14 protein-coding genes are annotated in these 15,383 nt (G+C 47.4%); all 14 read left to right on the top strand.

The features are described 5' to 3' along the window. The first annotated feature begins 221 nt into the window (after positions 1-221). The 14 genes from sdaAB to ffh all read left to right on the top strand — a co-directional run bounded on the left by sdaAB (position 222) and on the right by ffh (position 15,375). On the top strand, positions 222-884 hold the full coding sequence (sdaAB, locus tag M4I42_RS07105) for an L-serine ammonia-lyase, iron-sulfur-dependent subunit beta (RefSeq protein ID WP_268851511.1): 663 nt from the start codon (positions 222-224) through the stop codon (positions 882-884). 42 nt (positions 885-926) lie between these two features. Then, a complete protein-coding gene (sdaAA, locus tag M4I42_RS07100) occupies positions 927-1,814 on the top strand; it encodes an L-serine ammonia-lyase, iron-sulfur-dependent, subunit alpha (RefSeq protein ID WP_268851510.1) in 888 nt (295 codons plus the stop codon). Then, a complete protein-coding gene (recG, locus tag M4I42_RS07095) occupies positions 1,807-3,855 on the top strand; it encodes an ATP-dependent DNA helicase RecG (protein ID WP_268851509.1) in 2,049 nt (682 codons plus the stop codon). Before sdaAA ends, recG begins: the two co-directional genes overlap by 8 nt. 94 nt (positions 3,856-3,949) lie before the next feature. Next, on the top strand, positions 3,950-4,546 hold the full coding sequence (gene fapR / locus M4I42_RS07090; protein WP_268851508.1) for a transcription factor FapR: 597 nt from the start codon (positions 3,950-3,952) through the stop codon (positions 4,544-4,546). Next, positions 4,530-5,528 (top strand): phosphate acyltransferase PlsX, encoded by a 999-nt coding sequence (gene plsX, locus M4I42_RS07085; RefSeq protein WP_268851507.1) that lies wholly within the window; start codon positions 4,530-4,532, stop codon positions 5,526-5,528. Before fapR ends, plsX begins: the two co-directional genes overlap by 17 nt. Position 5,529: 1 nt before the next feature. After that, positions 5,530-6,471 carry an ACP S-malonyltransferase gene (gene fabD, locus M4I42_RS07080; RefSeq protein ID WP_268851506.1) on the top strand — a complete coding sequence of 314 codons (942 nt, stop codon included), beginning with the start codon at positions 5,530-5,532 and terminating at the stop codon, positions 6,469-6,471. A 2-nt stretch (positions 6,472-6,473) separates the two neighbouring features. Beyond that, positions 6,474-7,214, top strand: a complete 741-nt coding sequence (gene fabG, locus M4I42_RS07075) for a 3-oxoacyl-[acyl-carrier-protein] reductase (RefSeq protein WP_268851505.1) — start codon at positions 6,474-6,476, stop codon at positions 7,212-7,214. Between the two features lie 60 nt (positions 7,215-7,274). Continuing rightward, positions 7,275-7,508, top strand: a complete 234-nt coding sequence (gene acpP / locus M4I42_RS07070) for an acyl carrier protein (RefSeq protein ID WP_066323715.1) — start codon at positions 7,275-7,277, stop codon at positions 7,506-7,508. A 117-nt stretch (positions 7,509-7,625) separates the two neighbouring features. Further along, complete coding sequence (gene rnc / locus M4I42_RS07065) at positions 7,626-8,369, top strand: ribonuclease III (RefSeq protein WP_268851504.1); 744 nt, start codon at positions 7,626-7,628, stop codon at positions 8,367-8,369. 131 nt (positions 8,370-8,500) lie between these two features. Further along, positions 8,501-12,064, top strand: coding sequence for a chromosome segregation protein SMC (gene smc / locus M4I42_RS07060; RefSeq protein ID WP_268851503.1), 3,564 nt, complete (start codon positions 8,501-8,503; stop codon positions 12,062-12,064). Positions 12,065-12,081: 17 nt separating this feature from the next. After that, a complete protein-coding gene (gene ftsY, locus M4I42_RS07055) occupies positions 12,082-13,062 on the top strand; it encodes a signal recognition particle-docking protein FtsY (RefSeq protein ID WP_268851502.1) in 981 nt (326 codons plus the stop codon). 51 nt (positions 13,063-13,113) lie between these two features. Then, positions 13,114-13,476: a hypothetical protein gene (locus M4I42_RS07050; protein ID WP_268851501.1), complete on the top strand. Its 363-nt coding sequence runs from the start codon at positions 13,114-13,116 to the stop codon at positions 13,474-13,476. 218 nt (positions 13,477-13,694) lie between these two features. Further along, positions 13,695-14,021 carry a putative DNA-binding protein gene (locus tag M4I42_RS07045; protein ID WP_183183047.1) on the top strand — a complete coding sequence of 109 codons (327 nt, stop codon included), beginning with the start codon at positions 13,695-13,697 and terminating at the stop codon, positions 14,019-14,021. Between the two features lie 13 nt (positions 14,022-14,034). Beyond that, entirely contained in the window at positions 14,035-15,375 is a 1,341-nt protein-coding gene (gene ffh / locus M4I42_RS07040) for a signal recognition particle protein (RefSeq protein ID WP_183183048.1), read from the top strand. The last annotated feature ends 8 nt before the right edge of the window (positions 15,376-15,383 follow it).

Genomic DNA, 15,383 nt, shown 5'->3' with positions numbered 1-15,383 from the left:
TTGAATAATATGTTAGAATAGTAGAAGGGGAGTTCCCCTTCTATTTTATATGATAAAAAAGTGTTAAATTTTGAAGAGATGTCTAGCTTAAAGCGCCATCGGCTCGAATCGCTCCGCACCTTCTTTCGGCGGCTAAGCCTCCTCAGCGGGACTTGTGCGACCTTCGCCGATAGGCAGGCGCTTTGCGCTTTTCTTAATTGGGGCTAAAGGGAGAGAGCATCATGAAGTATAAAAGCGTATTTGATATTATCGGTCCGATTATGATTGGGCCATCAAGCTCGCATACGGCAGGAGCGGCGAGAATTGGCAGGATCGCTCGCAGCTTATTTGGCAGAAAACCGAAATGGGCGCACATTTCCTTTTACGGATCGTTTGCGCAAACGTATAAAGGGCATGGAACCGATGTCGCCATAGTCGGCGGCTTGTTAGATTTCGATACATTTGATGAACGCATTAAATCATCGCTTCACATTGCAGAACAAGAAGGGATGAAAATCGCATTTTATGAAGAAGAAGCCGTGCCGAATCATCCGAATACGGCGAGAATTCGCATCGGCGACGAAAATGGAGAATTGGAACTTGTTGGGGTTTCTATCGGCGGCGGAAAAATTGAAATTACCGAATTAAATGGATTCGAACTGAAGCTATCTGGGCATCATCCGGCACTTCTCATTATGCACAACGACCGCTATGGCACGATCGCTTCTGTGGCGAACGTCCTAGCCAAATACGCGATTAATATCGGTCACATGGAAGTGTCACGGAAAGAAAAAGGAAAAGAAGCGCTCATGACGATCGAAGTCGACCAACCGATTGATGAGGCGATCGTCAAAGAATTAGAGCAGCTTCCACATATTATTCAAGTGACGAAAATTGTTGACTAAGGATAAGAAAGCGTTTACAGACGCAAAGGGGTGGCAACTGAGATGTTTCGAAATGTGGCGGAATTAGTGGAGTTGGCGGAGAGCCAACAAATCAAAATTGCCGAAGTGATGATTCGGCAAGAAATCGAAGTGACAGGAAAAAGCCGGGAAGAAATTTTTGCGCAAATGGATAAAAATTTGCAAGTGATGGAACAAGCGGTGATGAAAGGTTTGGCCGGCGTTTCCTCTCACTCAGGCTTAACCGGCGGCGATGCCGTTTTATTGCAAAACTATATTCGACAAGGACGGTTTTTATCAGGAGAAACGATTTTAGACGCGGTAAGTAAAGCGGTCGCAACGAATGAAGTAAATGCGGCGATGGGGACAATTTGCGCAACACCGACTGCTGGGTCTGCCGGCGTCGTACCAGGAACGTTGTTTGCGGTGAAAAAGAAGTTGCAACCGACGCGGGAACAAATGGTGGAATTTTTATTTACCGCCGGTGCATTTGGTTTTGTAGTCGCCAACAACGCCTCCATTTCAGGTGCAGCGGGCGGCTGTCAGGCGGAAGTCGGATCGGCGACGGGCATGGCGGCAGCGGCGCTTGTGGAAATGGCGGGTGGAACGCCGAGCCAAGCAGCTGAAGCGATGGCCATTGCGTTAAAAAATATGTTAGGATTAGTATGTGATCCGGTAGCGGGATTAGTGGAAGTACCGTGTGTCAAACGCAATGCGATGGGCGCCGCCAATGCGATGGTGGCAGCGGATATGGCGCTCGCCGGCATTAAAAGCCGCATTCCGTGCGACGAAGTGATCGAAGCGATGTATCGCATCGGCGAAACGATGCCGACAGCTTTAAAAGAAACTGCACAAGGGGGGTTAGCGGCAACGCCGACAGGTCGCGCATTAGCGGCGAAAATTTTCGGCGTTTCACAGATGAACCGTGAATAACGTATGGCAACAACCAGTCACACAAATTAAAGGAATCGGAGAAGAAACGAGCGAAGCATTTCGCGAGATGGGCATTGAAACGATCGGAGATTTGCTCACGCATTTTCCGTTTCGTTATGAAGACTATGAAATTCGCGATTTAGCGGATGTCAAGCATGATGAAAAAGTAACGGTCGAGGGGAAGGTTCATAGCGAGCCTTCTCTTACCTATTATGCCCGCAAAAAATCGCGCTTAACGTTTCGTCTGCTCGTCGGCCGTTATTTAATTACGGTCGTTTGCTTTAACCGGCCGTATTTAAAAACGAAGCTAGCGATCAACGAAACGGTGACGGTTGTCGGGAAATGGGACCAGCATCGCCAAACGATTACGGCGATGGAAGTGAAATTCGGGGCGGTTACGCAAATCCGAGAATTAGAGCCGGTCTACTCGACGAGAGGGGCGCTCACCGTCAAAGGGATGCGGCGGTTTATGAAATTGGCGTTAGACCAATTTGGCGCGGCAATCGAAGAGACACTTCCACCGTCGCTTATGCAGGCGTATCGTTTATGGACGAAAAAAGAAGCGCTGTTGGCCATTCATTTTCCATCCTCCCATGAAGCATTAAAGCAAGCGCGGCGGCGCCTCGTCTACGAAGAGTTTTTATTGTTTCAATTAAAGATGTACGCACTGCGCAAAATTCAGCGCGAACATTCGCAAGGAATCGCCCATGACTTTCCGCTAGAAAAATGGAAGCAGTTTATCGAGCAACTCCCGTTTCCGTTGACTGGCGCTCAGCAACGGGTCGTTCGCGAAATTATAAACGATATGCGAGCACCGTACCGAATGAATCGGCTTTTGCAAGGAGACGTCGGCTCCGGAAAAACAGTCGTTGCTGCGATCGCTTTATATGCGACGGTTTTGTCTGGCTATCAAGGGGCGCTTATGGTGCCGACGGAAATTTTAGCGGAACAGCACGCACACTCGCTTCGCCAGCTGTTAGAGCCGGTGGGCGTATCGGTAGAACTGTTAACGAGCTCGGTAAAAGGAAAGCGGCGAAAAGAATTGCTCGAAAAGCTTGCGGAAGGGCAGATTGATCTTGTGATCGGCACTCACGCCCTTATTCAAGAAGAAGTGAATTTTCATCGGCTAGGCTTAGTCATTACCGACGAACAGCACCGCTTCGGCGTCGAGCAACGGCGCATTTTACGAGAAAAAGGGGAGTCGCCGGACGTGTTGTTTATGACAGCGACCCCGATCCCAAGGACGTTAGCGATTACCGCCTTTGGCGAGATGGATGTTTCAATTATTGATGAAATGCCGGCGGGACGAAAAAAAATTGAAACGTACTGGGTGAAACATCATATGCTCGAGCGGGTGTTGGATTTTATAGAGAAAGAAGTGCAAAAAGGGCGGCAAGCATACGTCATTTGTCCGTTAATCGAAGAGTCGGAAAAATTGGATGTGCAAAATGCGATCGATGTCCATAGCATGCTCGTTCATCATTACCGTGGGAAATACCGGATCGGGCTGATGCACGGTCGGCTTTCTGCAGAAGAAAAAGAGGAAGTAATGAAAGCGTTCAGCCGCAACGACGTCCACATTTTAGTTTCGACGACGGTCGTCGAAGTCGGCGTAAATGTTCCGAACGCGACAGTGATGGTCATTTATGACGCTGAACGTTTTGGCCTGGCGCAACTTCATCAGTTACGGGGGCGCGTCGGCCGCGGCAGCGAACAATCATACTGTATTCTCGTCGCCGACCCGAAATCGGAAACGGGGAAAGAACGGATGCGCATTATGACCGAAACAAACGATGGTTTTTTATTGTCGGAAAAAGATTTAGAACTTCGCGGTCCTGGTGATTTTTTCGGTACGAAACAAAGCGGGATGCCGGAGTTCAAGTTAGGAGACGTCGTGCACGACTACCGCATTCTTGAAGTGGCGCGAAGCGATGCTGCCAAACTGATAGAGTCCCGCGCCTTTTGGCATGAGGAGGCGTATCGTCCGCTGCGCCGCTATTTGGAACAATCAGGCGTGCTTAACGGTGAAAAACTAGATTAGTCGGTACAGGTTGCAAACTTATTCTTGCAATCTGTTTTTTTTGATTATATACTACTATTAGTACCTAGTCATAGAAGTGGACGGTGTATACATCATGCGAAGAACGAAGCGGGAACGTCAACGAATGCTGAAAGAAACGATTGAAGAAAATCCGTTTATTACGGACGAAGAGTTAGCCGAAAAATTTTCCGTCAGCATTCAAACGATTCGTCTTGATCGGTTAGAATTATCGATTCCAGAATTGCGTGAACGCATTAAACATGTGGCGGAAAAATCGTTTGCCGATAAAGTCAAATCGCTTCCGATTGACGAAGTGATCGGAGAAATGATCGATATTGAGCCGGATCAAAGCGCGATTTCCATTTTTGATGTCAAAAAAGAACATGTGTTTAAACGAAACCAAATCGCGCGCGGCCACCATCTATTTGCGCAAGCGAATTCGCTCGCCGTTGCCGTCATCAACGATGAATTGGCGTTGACAGCGAAAGCGAATCTTCGCTTTACGCGGCAAGTAAAAGAAAATGAACGTGTAGTGGCAAAAGCAAAAGTAAAAGGAGTTAACGAAGCCGGCCGGACGATTGTCGAAGTGAACAGTTACGTCGGGCAGGAGCTTGTCTTTTCCGGAGAATTTGAAATGTATCGATCGAACATCGCAAAAAAGGATGGAGTCAACGATGAGAATCGCAATTGATGCTATGGGTGGAGACCATGCTCCGAAAGAAATCGTTCTCGGGGCGCTAAAAGCTGTCCAACATTTTTCTGATATCGAAATTACACTTTTCGGGAAGGAAGAAAAGATTCGTTCATTTCTTCCGGAAACCGCCCGAATTCAACTCGTTCATACAGAGGAAGTCATCGAAGCAACAGACGAACCAGTGCGGGCCGTCCGCCGGAAAAAGCAAGCGTCGATGGTGTTGATGGCAGAGGAAGTGAAGCAAGGGCGTGCGGATGCCTGCATCTCGGCAGGGAATACAGGGGCACTGATGGCGGCAGGTTTATTTATCGTCGGCCGAATCGAAGGAATTGAACGCCCTGCTTTAGCGCCAACGTTGCCGACGCTTGACGGGAAAGGGTTTGTCTTTTTAGATGTCGGTGCCAATGTCGATGCTCGCCCAGAGCATTTGTTGCAATATGCGTTAATGGGTTCGATTTATGCGAAAAAAGCGCGTGGAATTGCCAAGCCGCGTGTCGGACTATTAAACGTTGGAACAGAAGACCAAAAAGGAAATGACTTAGCGAAGCGGGCGTTTCAACTCATTCAGTCCGCCAATGTCCATTTTGTCGGCAACGTCGAAGCGCGCGATTTACTAGAAGGGGTCGCTGATGTCGTTGTGACGGATGGTTTCACTGGGAATGTTGCCTTAAAGACGATCGAAGGAACCGCTATTTCGATGTTTTCGATGTTAAAAGAGGCGCTCACGAGCAGCTTTTCTAGCAAACTTGCGGCAGCGGTGCTTAAGCCGAAACTACTACACATTAAAAAGAAAATGGATTACTCGGAATACGGTGGTGCTGCTTTATTTGGATTAAACGCTCCGGTGATTAAAGCGCACGGTTCGTCAGATGCGAATGCCATTTTCCACGCGGTTCGCCAAGCGCGGGAAATGGTGCTGCACGATATGGTGGGGACGATCAAAGAAGAACTTGAACAGATGCAAAAGGAAGGGAAGTAGCATGGGCAAATTAGCATTTATGTTTCCAGGGCAAGGTTCGCAAACGGTCGGAATGGGAAAAGAATTAGCGGCACAAGATGAAAAAACAGCGGCGATTTTTCAAACAGCAGATGAACGGCTCGGCTTTTCGCTTTCGTCCATTATTTTTGAAGGGCCGCAAGAAACGTTGACGTTGACATACAACGCCCAGCCAGCGTTGCTAACGACGAGCGTTGCGTTGTTGGAAAAAGTGAAAGAAGCACGGATTACGCCTGATTATGTCGCTGGCCATAGCTTAGGCGAATATACGGCGCTTGTAGCAGCGGGGGCTATTTCATTTGTGGATGCTGTGTATGCGGTACGAAAGCGCGGTGAATTTATGGAAGAAGCGGTGCCTGCTGGGGAAGGAACGATGGCGGCCGTCCTTGGAATGGCAGCAGAGGAACTTGAAGCGATTACGGAGCAAGTGACGAATGACGGCGCACCTGTGCAACTAGCCAATTTAAACTGTCCTGGGCAAATCGTCATTTCCGGTTCCAAAGCAGGTGTGGAACGTGCAGCGCAGCTAGCGAAAGAAAAAGGGGCGAAACGTGTGATTCCGCTTGATGTGAGCGGTCCGTTCCATTCGGTGCTCATGAAGCCGGCCGCTGGGAAGTTAGCGGATGTACTATCGTCCATTTCGATCGATAACGCAGAGGTTCCAGTCATCGCTAACGTGACAGCAGAGCCGATGACGGAGAAGGAAACGATTCAGCGATTGTTAATTGAACAACTCTATTCGCCCGTTCGTTGGGAACAATCCGTCGTCAAAATGATCGAATTAGGTGTCGATACGTTCGTAGAAATTGGACCGGGCAAAGTATTGTCAGGGCTTGTGAAAAAAATTAACCGCAATGTCAACGTGTATTCGATTTATGATCTTGCTTCCCTCGAAGCAACCATTGCGGAATTGAAAGGAGAATAAACATGTTGCAAGGAAAAGTCGCACTTGTTACAGGGGCGTCGCGCGGCATTGGCAGAGCGATTGCGTTAGAACTTGCGCGCCAAGGGGCAAAAGTAGCCGTCAACTATGCTGGCAGCGAAGCGAAAGCGAAAGAAGTAGTAGAAGAAATTGAGAAGATGGGCGGAGAAGCGTTTGCGGTGCAAGCGGACGTCGCCAACGGCGAAGCGGTAGAGCAAATGGTAAAAGAAGTGGTCGAACGCTTTGGCCGCATCGACATTTTAGTCAACAACGCCGGCATTACGCGCGATAATTTACTGATGCGTATGAAAGAAGAAGAATGGGATGACGTGATTAACACGAATTTAAAAGGAGTGTTCCATTGCACAAAGGCGGTGACCCGCCCGATGATGAAGCAGCGATACGGCCGCATCGTCAATATCGCTTCGATCGTCGGTGTTAGTGGCAATCCAGGGCAAGCAAACTACGTCGCGGCGAAAGCGGGCGTCATTGGTTTTACGAAAACAGCCGCACGAGAGCTTGCGAGCCGCAATATTACGGTGAATGCGATTGCGCCAGGCTTTATTACGACTGATATGACCGACCGCCTCAGCGAAGACGTTCGGACGGAAATGTTAAAACAAATTCCGCTCGCTCGTTTCGGGGAGCCGGATGATATTGCGAAAGTCGTTTCCTTTTTAGTATCGGACGCTGCCAATTACATTACCGGCCAAACAATTCATGTCGATGGCGGAATGGTCATGTAAATTCACGCTAGTATTTTGGCAAGAAATTGACTATAATCATGAGAGGAGGTGAATGTAATTATGGCAGACGTATTAGAGCGCGTAACGAAAATTATCGTAGACCGTCTAGGCGTAGAGGAGTCGCAAGTGACGCTAGAAGCTTCGTTTAAAGAAGATTTAGGCGCGGATTCTTTAGACGTAGTAGAACTTGTCATGGAATTAGAAGATGAGTTTGACATGGAAATTTCCGATGAGGAAGCAGAGAAAATTGTCACAGTTGGAGACGCTGTGAACTACATAAAAAGCCGCATGTAATGAATAACTAGGAAAAGTCCCGTTGCATAAACGGGGCTTTCTATGCTTTTTCATTGATCCACTTGGGCGATCGGTTCAGCGAGCAGATGATGGAATGAAGTCCGGAGGTCCTTATTTATGTCGAAACAGAAAGAGAAAGAACAGCGTACGAATGAAAAAAGGAAAGGGAAATTTCAACAATTGCAAGAGAAAATCGGAATTTTTTTCCGAAACGAAAAACTGTTAATTCAAGCGTTTACCCATTCATCGTATGTGAATGAGCATCGCAAACGACCGCAAGAAGATAATGAACGCCTTGAATTTTTAGGCGACGCTGTGCTAGAGTTAACCATCTCTCAATATTTATTTCAACATTTTCCGCATATGAGCGAAGGGGAATTGACGAAGTTGCGGGCGGCGATTGTGTGCGAGCCGTCGCTTGTGAAATTTGCCAATGACCTTGCGTTCGGCCAGCTTGTGTTGCTCGGAAAAGGAGAAGAAATGACGGGTGGGCGCATGCGGCCATCGCTTTTAGCGGACGTGTTTGAAGCGTTTATTGGCGCGCTTTATTTAGATCAAGGGATGGATGCGGTCATTCGATTTTTGGAGCAAACGATCTTTCCAAAAATTCGTGAAGGTGCTTTTTCTCATGTGATGGATTATAAAAGCCAACTGCAAGAGCTTGTGCAGCGCGATGGTAGCGGTGTCATCGAGTATACGATTTTGCAAGAAAAAGGGCCTGCGCACAATAAAGAGTTCGTTTCCCGCGTGTCGCTAAACGGCGAAGAGTTTGGCGTCGGTGTCGGGAGATCGAAAAAAGAAGCGGAGCAAAAAGCAGCGCAAATGGCGTTAGAAAAGTTAAAAGCGTTGGCGACTGAATAAAGCAACTTTTTCTCATAAAGGGCTGGCTTAGCGAAACATAGTCAGCCCTTTTGTCCGCTCTATGTTTGAATAAGCAATTATGGTACAATAGTGGGGATTTTAGATGAAAGATAGCGAGGCGGGGTACGCATATGTTCCTCAAACGATTAGATATTATCGGATTTAAATCTTTTGCTGATCGGGTATCGATCGAGTTTGTTCCAGGGGTGACGGCTGTCGTCGGTCCAAATGGTAGCGGCAAAAGCAATATTACCGATGCCATCCGTTGGGTGCTAGGCGAGCAGTCGGCGAAATCGCTTCGCGGTGCGAAGATGGAAGACATTATTTTTGCCGGAAGCGATTCGCGCAAGCCGCTCAACATTGCCGAAGTGACGTTGACGCTCGATAACGAAGACCAATTTTTGCCGCTTGACTACCAAGAAGTAAGTGTCACACGGCGCGTGTATCGTTCGGGAGAAAGCGAATTTTTTATTAACCAGCAGCCGTGCCGGTTGAAAGATATCGTCGATTTATTTATGGATTCCGGTTTAGGGAAGGAAGCGTTTTCGATTATCGGCCAAGGGCGCATCGAAGAAATTTTAAGCAGTAAGCCCGAAGAACGGCGCACGATTTTTGAAGAGGCGGCTGGGGTATTAAAATATAAGATTCGTAAGAAAAAAGCAGAGCATAAGCTTTTGGAAACGCAAGATAACTTGCATCGGGTGAACGATATTTTACATGAGTTAGAGCATCAGCTCGAACCGCTAAAAATACAGGCGTCGATTGCCAAAGACTATTTAGAAAAACGCGAGGAACTCGAGAAGTTTGAAGTGGCGCTCATCGCCCATGAAATCGAAGAGCTTCATCGCCAATGGAAAGAGTTAAACGAACAAGTCGCGACCCATCATCAAGAAGAAATGTCGTTATCGGCGACAATGCAAAAAGAAGAGGCGTCCGTTGAGCAGCTTCGCGATCAATTGACCGCGCTTGACGAATCGATTGACGGCTTACAGCAAGTGTTGCTTTCGGTAAGCGAAGAACTCGAAAAGCTAGAAGGTCGGAAAGAAGTATTAAAAGAACGGAAAAAAAATGCAGCGCAATATAAAAAACAGCTAGAAGAGGCGATCGCTTCTTTGACAGAGAAACAAGCGCGGCTTATCGAGGCGCTTGCGAAAGAAGAGCAAACGCTTATGCAAGCAAAACACGAAATCGCGGCGATTCAAGCGGAATTGAAAGAAAAGCAGCAAGCACTTTCGCTGTACGACGTAAGCGTCGAAGAACGAATGGAGAAATTAAAAAGCGATTATATTGAGCTTGTTCATGAGCAGGCGTCGTTAAAAAACGACCGTTCACATTTGCAGGCGCAGCTCGAAAAATTAACAACGAAACAGGCAACGCTTGCGAAAGAGAACGAAAAATATTTGCTCGAGCGCCAGCGCGTGCAAGAGCAACAGGCGCAATGGAAAGCGCAATACGAGCAAGCGGAGCAGAAAATCGCGATGCACGAACAAATGCTGCAAGAAAAGCTCGAGCAGCTGTCGCATCTAAAGCAAGAAATCGAGCAAAAAGAAGCGATGCTTTATCAAGCATACCAATATTTGCAGCAAACGAAATCGCGCAAAGAAATGTTGGAAGAAATGCAGCATGATTACGCAGGCTTTTTCCAAGGCGTCAAAGAAATTTTAAAAGCGCGCCATCAGCTTTCCGGCATTCATGGGGCGGTAGTGGAACTCATTTCTGTTCCAACGGAATACGAAACGGCGCTTGACATAGCGCTTGGCGGTGCGATGCAGCATATTGTTGTCGCGAATGAAGAAGCGGCGCGAGCGGCGATCCATTATTTAAAAACGAACGCATACGGACGGGCGACGTTTTTGCCGCTCAACGTCATTCAAGGAAAGTATATCCCACAAGAACAACTTGCGCTTGTGCAGAACCATCCAGCGTTTATTGGGGTGGCGAGCGAGCTTATTTCCTATGACCCGATGTATCGAACGGTAATGGCCCATTTGCTCGGTCATGTCATTGTCACGACTGACTTAAAAGGAGCGAACGAGCTGGCGCGGCTCCTAAAGTACCGCTATCGTCTTGTGACGCTTGAAGGAGATGTTGTCAGCCCAGGCGGTGCGATGACGGGTGGCGGTGTGGCGAAAAAGGCGAACTCGCTCTTAGGCCGAACGCGCGAGCTAGAAGCGATTACGAGTAAACTTCAAGAAATGGAAGAAAAAACGACGCAGCTTGAGCAATACGTACAAGCGAAAAAGCAAGAAGCAAGCGAACACGAAGCGGAAATTGCAGAGCTTCGCAACCAAATCGAACAATGGCGCTTAGTGTTGCAAGAAGTGAAAAGCGCATGGCGCGACGTCGAATGGCAAGAAAAAAATGTGAATGAACGGCTTGCATTATACGATCATGAAAAAGCGCACGACGAGCAAGAAAAGATGCAGCTCGAAGAAAAAATAGCTGCCGCAGATGAAAAGCTACGACAAATGGAGCAAGCGCTCGCGGAAATTGATGAACAAATGCAACAACTCGCGGTGCAAAAACAAGATGAACAACAATCAAAAGAAGCGTTGCAACAAGCGATGACGGAACAAAAAATCGCCCTTGCCGAAAAGCAGCAGCTGTTTAAACATTTACAAGAAAAAATCGAGCAAATGAAGCTCGAACAAAACGAAACGGAAATGAAGCGGAAAACGGCGGAAGAAGATTTGGCCGCGCTCTGTGCGGAAATGGAGTCAAACGATTCTGGCGAAGAGCAGCTTGAACGATTGCGGCAACAAAAGATGCAGCATAAAAACGAAACGGTCGAGCTCATTGCCAGCCGCCGCGAACAGCGCCTACACTATCAACAAACGCTTGAAAACCTTGAACGCGAATTAAAAGAGAAAAAACGCAAGTATAAACAGCTCACCGATATGATCAAAGACGAAGAAGTGAAATTGAATCGCCTCGACGTCGAACTTGAAAACTTGTTGGCGCGCTTGCGTGAAGAGTATATGTTAACGTTTGAAGCGGCAAAAGAAAAATATCCGCTTGAAATCGAGGCTACTGAAGCGCGGAAAAAAGTGAAGCTCATCAAACGGGCGATCGAAGAGCTCGGAACGGTGAATTTAGGCGCGATTGACGAATATGAACGTGTATCGGAGCGGTATCAGTTTTTAACGACGCAAAAAAGCGATTTACAGCAAGCGAAAGAAACGCTTTATCAAGTCATTGACGAGATGGATCAAGAGATGAAAAAACGGTTTTTAGCAACGTTCCAACAAATTCGTTCCCAGTTCAGCGACGTCTTCCAGCAACTATTTGGCGGAGGACGTGCCGATTTGCAGCTGACCGATCCAACGGATTTGTTAAATACAGGTGTGGAAATTGTCGCCCAGCCGCCGGGGAAAAAGCTGCAAAATTTAAGTTTATTATCAGGCGGCGAGCGGGCGCTGACGGCGATTGCGTTATTGTTTTCGATTTTAAAAGTGCGGCCGGTGCCGTTTTGCGTATTGGACGAAGTGGAAGCGGCGCTTGATGAAGCGAACGTGCATCGTTACGCCCACTATTTAAAACAATTTAGCAGCCAAACGCAGTTTATTGTTATTACCCATCGGAAAGGAACGATGGAAGAGGCGGACGTGCTCTATGGGGTGACGATGCAAGAGTCAGGAGTATCGAAATTAGTATCCGTTCGTTTAGAAGATTCAAAGCAGCTTGTGAAATCGTAAAGAAAGGTGGAAAAGCGATGAATTTTTTTAAAAAGCTGAAAGAGAAAATTACACAGCAAACGGATGCGGTAACGGAAAAGTTTAAACAAGGGCTAGCGAAAACACGCGATTCGTTTGCAGGACGGGTGAATGATTTAATTGCCCGCTACCGAAAAGTCGATGAAGAGTTTTTTGAAGAGCTGGAAGAAATTTTAATCGCTGCCGACGTCGGCGTGACGACGGTGATGGATTTAATTGACGAATTAAAGATGGAAGTGAAGCGCCGCAACATTCAAGAGACAAAAGAAATGCAGGCGGTCATTTCGGAGAAGCTTGTCGACATTTATAAAGGCGGCGATGACGCGCCGGCTACGTTAAATATGCAAGAAAACGGCTTGACGGTCATTTTATTTGTCGGCGTCAACGGGGTCGGGAAAACGACGACGATCGGAAAATTAGCGCATAAGTTGAAATTGGAAGGGAAAACGGTACTCTTAGCGGCTGGTGATACGTTCCGCGCTGGGGCGATTGAGCAGCTCGAAGTATGGGGCGAGCGCGTTGGAGTGGACGTCATTAAGCAGTCGGCTGGTTCTGACCCAGCGGCCGTTATGTATGACGCGATTCAAGCAGCGAAAGCGCGCAACGTCGATGTCTTGCTATGCGATACGGCTGGTCGTTTGCAAAATAAAGTAAACTTAATGAAAGAGTTAGAAAAAGTGAAACGCGTCATTGAGCGCGAAATTCCGGGAGCGCCGCACGAAGTGTTGCTCGTACTCGATGCGACGACTGGACAAAACGCGATGAGCCAAGCGAAAATTTTTAAAGAAGCGACGAACGTGACCGGCATCGTGCTCACGAAACTTGACGGCACTGCCAAAGGCGGCATCGTCTTAGCGATCCGCAATGAACTGAACATTCCAGTCAAATTCGTCGGCCTCGGCGAAAAAATGGACGACTTGCAAGCCTTCGACCCAGAACAATACGTCTACGGACTGTTTGCGGATTTATTGGAAGAATAAAGAAACGTTCATTAAAAGACAAAACAACGGGCAAATGGAGATCAAAATGCGATGAGACCTTTTTTGCTTGTTTTAGCGGTTCTATTGGGAGTGTGGTCTGGTATTTCGGGATGCCAAGCAAAATCGGACACGATTAGAGGCGAAGTCATTAGGGCGACCGAGAAGGAAATATGGGTCGATTGGTCTCAGTCATCTAAATTAGAGAAACAAAAAATAGACGTCGGTTATTTTTACAAAATATCGATTGATTCCCATACGGTTATTCGCAGTTTCACTGGCAAACAGCTGAAACCGGAGGAGATTGCGACGGGCGTTTCGGTGACGGTGAAAACGAGAAAGCCATTGTCGGCGTACAAAAGCGGTGCTGTTTTTCTATTTGGTGAAGATGACGAACCTTCTGCAAGACGACCGTAGAGAAGGACGGCTGCTTTTAAACGACCACACCATTTTTGCCATTTTTTCATCGATTCACCGAGAAGGAAACTACGTGCATTCGCCTCTCCGGACATGCTTGGATCAGGATGATGAAGAAAATAAGAAGGATTAAGCCCCAACCCTTGACACCTTGAGGAAAAGACGGTACACTAAATGTTTGTAAAGGTATTTTACTTAACAAACGGGGAGGGAGTTCGATGCTTGAGAAAACAACGCGAATGAACTATTTGTACGATTTTTACCAGTCGTTGTTAACCCCGAAGCAACGAAGCTATATGTCGCTTTATTATTTAGACGATTACTCCCTCGGCGAAATTGCAGAAGAGTACGAAGTCAGCCGGCAAGCCGTTTACGATAACATTAAACGAACGGAAGCGATGCTTGAGGAATACGAAGAAAAACTCGCATTGTTCCAAAAGTTTCAAGCACGGCAACAGCTAATCAAGCGGCTGAAGGAAATAGCGAAACAATATGCCGACGACAAACTATGGGAAACGATTGAAGCGTTGGAGAAACTAGAGTAGGAGGCGGTAACGTATGGCATTTGAAGGATTAGCCGACCGTCTGCAAAGCGTGATGAACAAAATCCGCGGCAAAGGAAAAGTGACGGAAGCCGATGTGAAAGAAATGATGCGCGAAGTCCGGCTTGCGCTTTTAGAAGCGGACGTAAACTTTAAAGTCGTTAAAGACTTTATTAAACGCGTCAGCGAGCGCGCGGTTGGCCAAGAAGTGCTAAAAAGCTTAACGCCAGGCCAACAAGTCATTAAAGTCGTCAAAGAAGAACTAACGGCGCTCATGGGCGGAGAACAAAGCAAAATTGCTGTCGCTACTCGCCCGCCAACCGTCATTATGATGGTCGGTTTGCAAGGGGCCGGAAAAACGACGACGACGGGAAAATTAGCGAACTTATTGCGCAAAAAATATAACCGGAAGCCGCTGTTAGTCGCCGCCGACATTTACCGTCCGGCCGCCATCAAACAGCTCGAAACGCTCGGCAAACAGCTGAACATTCCGGTATTTTCCCTCGGCGATCAAGTCAGCCCAGTCGAAATCGCCAAACAAGCGATTGCAAAAGCGAAAGAAGACCATCACGACTACGTCATCATCGACACCGCTGGGCGGCTTCATATTGATGAAGCGCTAATGGACGAATTAAAGCAAATAAAAGAACTGACGAAACCGGATGAAATTTTTCTCGTCGTCGACGCGATGACCGGACAAGATGCTGTCAATGTCGCGCAAAGCTTTAACGAGCAGCTTGGGTTAACCGGTGTCATTTTAACGAAACTGGACGGCGATACGCGCGGTGGGGCAGCGCTATCGATTAAAGCGGTCACAAACACGCCGATTAAATTCGTCGGGATGGGCGAAAAAATGGATGCCCTTGAGCCGTTTCATCCGGAGCGGATGGCTTCCCGCATTTTAGGCATGGGGGATGTGCTTACGCTCATCGAAAAAGCACAAGCGGCGGTCGATGAAGAAAAAGCGAAAGAGCTTGAGCAAAAAATGCGCACGATGTCGTTTACGTTCGATGACTTCCTCGAACAGCTCGGACAAGTGCGCAAAATGGGGCCGCTCGATGAAATTTTGAAAATGCTTCCTGGTGCCAATAAAATCAAAGGCTTAAACAATATCCAAATCGATGAAAAACAAATTGCGCACGTCGAAGCCATTATTCGCTCGATGACAAAAGAAGAAAAAGCCAACCCAGAAATTATTAACGCTAGCCGCAAAAAGCGCATCGCTAAAGGAAGCGGCACATCGGTTCAAGAAGTGAACCGGTTATTAAAGCAATTTGAAGAAATGAAAAAAATGATGAAAATGATGACGACGATGACAAAAGGAAAGAAAAAAGGGTTTAAATTCCCGTTTATGTAGGGAATAAT

This window comes from Anoxybacillus sp. J5B_2022 (assembly GCF_026847645.1).
Lineage (GTDB): Bacteria > Bacillota > Bacilli > Bacillales > Anoxybacillaceae > Anoxybacteroides.
Note: the sequence above shows the minus strand (reverse complement) of the source record. Positions and strands in the feature narration are given on the sequence as shown.

What these genes read in the sequence shown, in the direction of transcription:
- M4I42_RS07050 (WP_268851501.1), top strand. Translation starts at nt 13,114, where the DNA reads ATGAGACCTTTTTTGCTTGTTTTAGCGGTTCTATTGGGAGTGTGGTCT.
- fabD (WP_268851506.1), top strand. Translation starts at nt 5,530, where the DNA reads ATGGGCAAATTAGCATTTATGTTTCCAGGGCAAGGTTCGCAAACGGTC.
- fapR (WP_268851508.1), top strand. Translation starts at nt 3,950, where the DNA reads ATGCGAAGAACGAAGCGGGAACGTCAACGAATGCTGAAAGAAACGATT.
- ffh (WP_183183048.1), top strand. Translation starts at nt 14,035, where the DNA reads ATGGCATTTGAAGGATTAGCCGACCGTCTGCAAAGCGTGATGAACAAA.
- plsX (WP_268851507.1), top strand. Translation starts at nt 4,530, where the DNA reads ATGAGAATCGCAATTGATGCTATGGGTGGAGACCATGCTCCGAAAGAA.
- smc (WP_268851503.1), top strand. Translation starts at nt 8,501, where the DNA reads ATGTTCCTCAAACGATTAGATATTATCGGATTTAAATCTTTTGCTGAT.
- M4I42_RS07045 (WP_183183047.1), top strand. Translation starts at nt 13,695, where the DNA reads ATGCTTGAGAAAACAACGCGAATGAACTATTTGTACGATTTTTACCAG.
- sdaAA (WP_268851510.1), top strand. Translation starts at nt 927, where the DNA reads ATGTTTCGAAATGTGGCGGAATTAGTGGAGTTGGCGGAGAGCCAACAA.
- acpP (WP_066323715.1), top strand. Translation starts at nt 7,275, where the DNA reads ATGGCAGACGTATTAGAGCGCGTAACGAAAATTATCGTAGACCGTCTA.
- ftsY (WP_268851502.1), top strand. Translation starts at nt 12,082, where the DNA reads ATGAATTTTTTTAAAAAGCTGAAAGAGAAAATTACACAGCAAACGGAT.
- sdaAB (WP_268851511.1), top strand. Translation starts at nt 222, where the DNA reads ATGAAGTATAAAAGCGTATTTGATATTATCGGTCCGATTATGATTGGG.
- fabG (WP_268851505.1), top strand. Translation starts at nt 6,474, where the DNA reads ATGTTGCAAGGAAAAGTCGCACTTGTTACAGGGGCGTCGCGCGGCATT.
- rnc (WP_268851504.1), top strand. Translation starts at nt 7,626, where the DNA reads ATGTCGAAACAGAAAGAGAAAGAACAGCGTACGAATGAAAAAAGGAAA.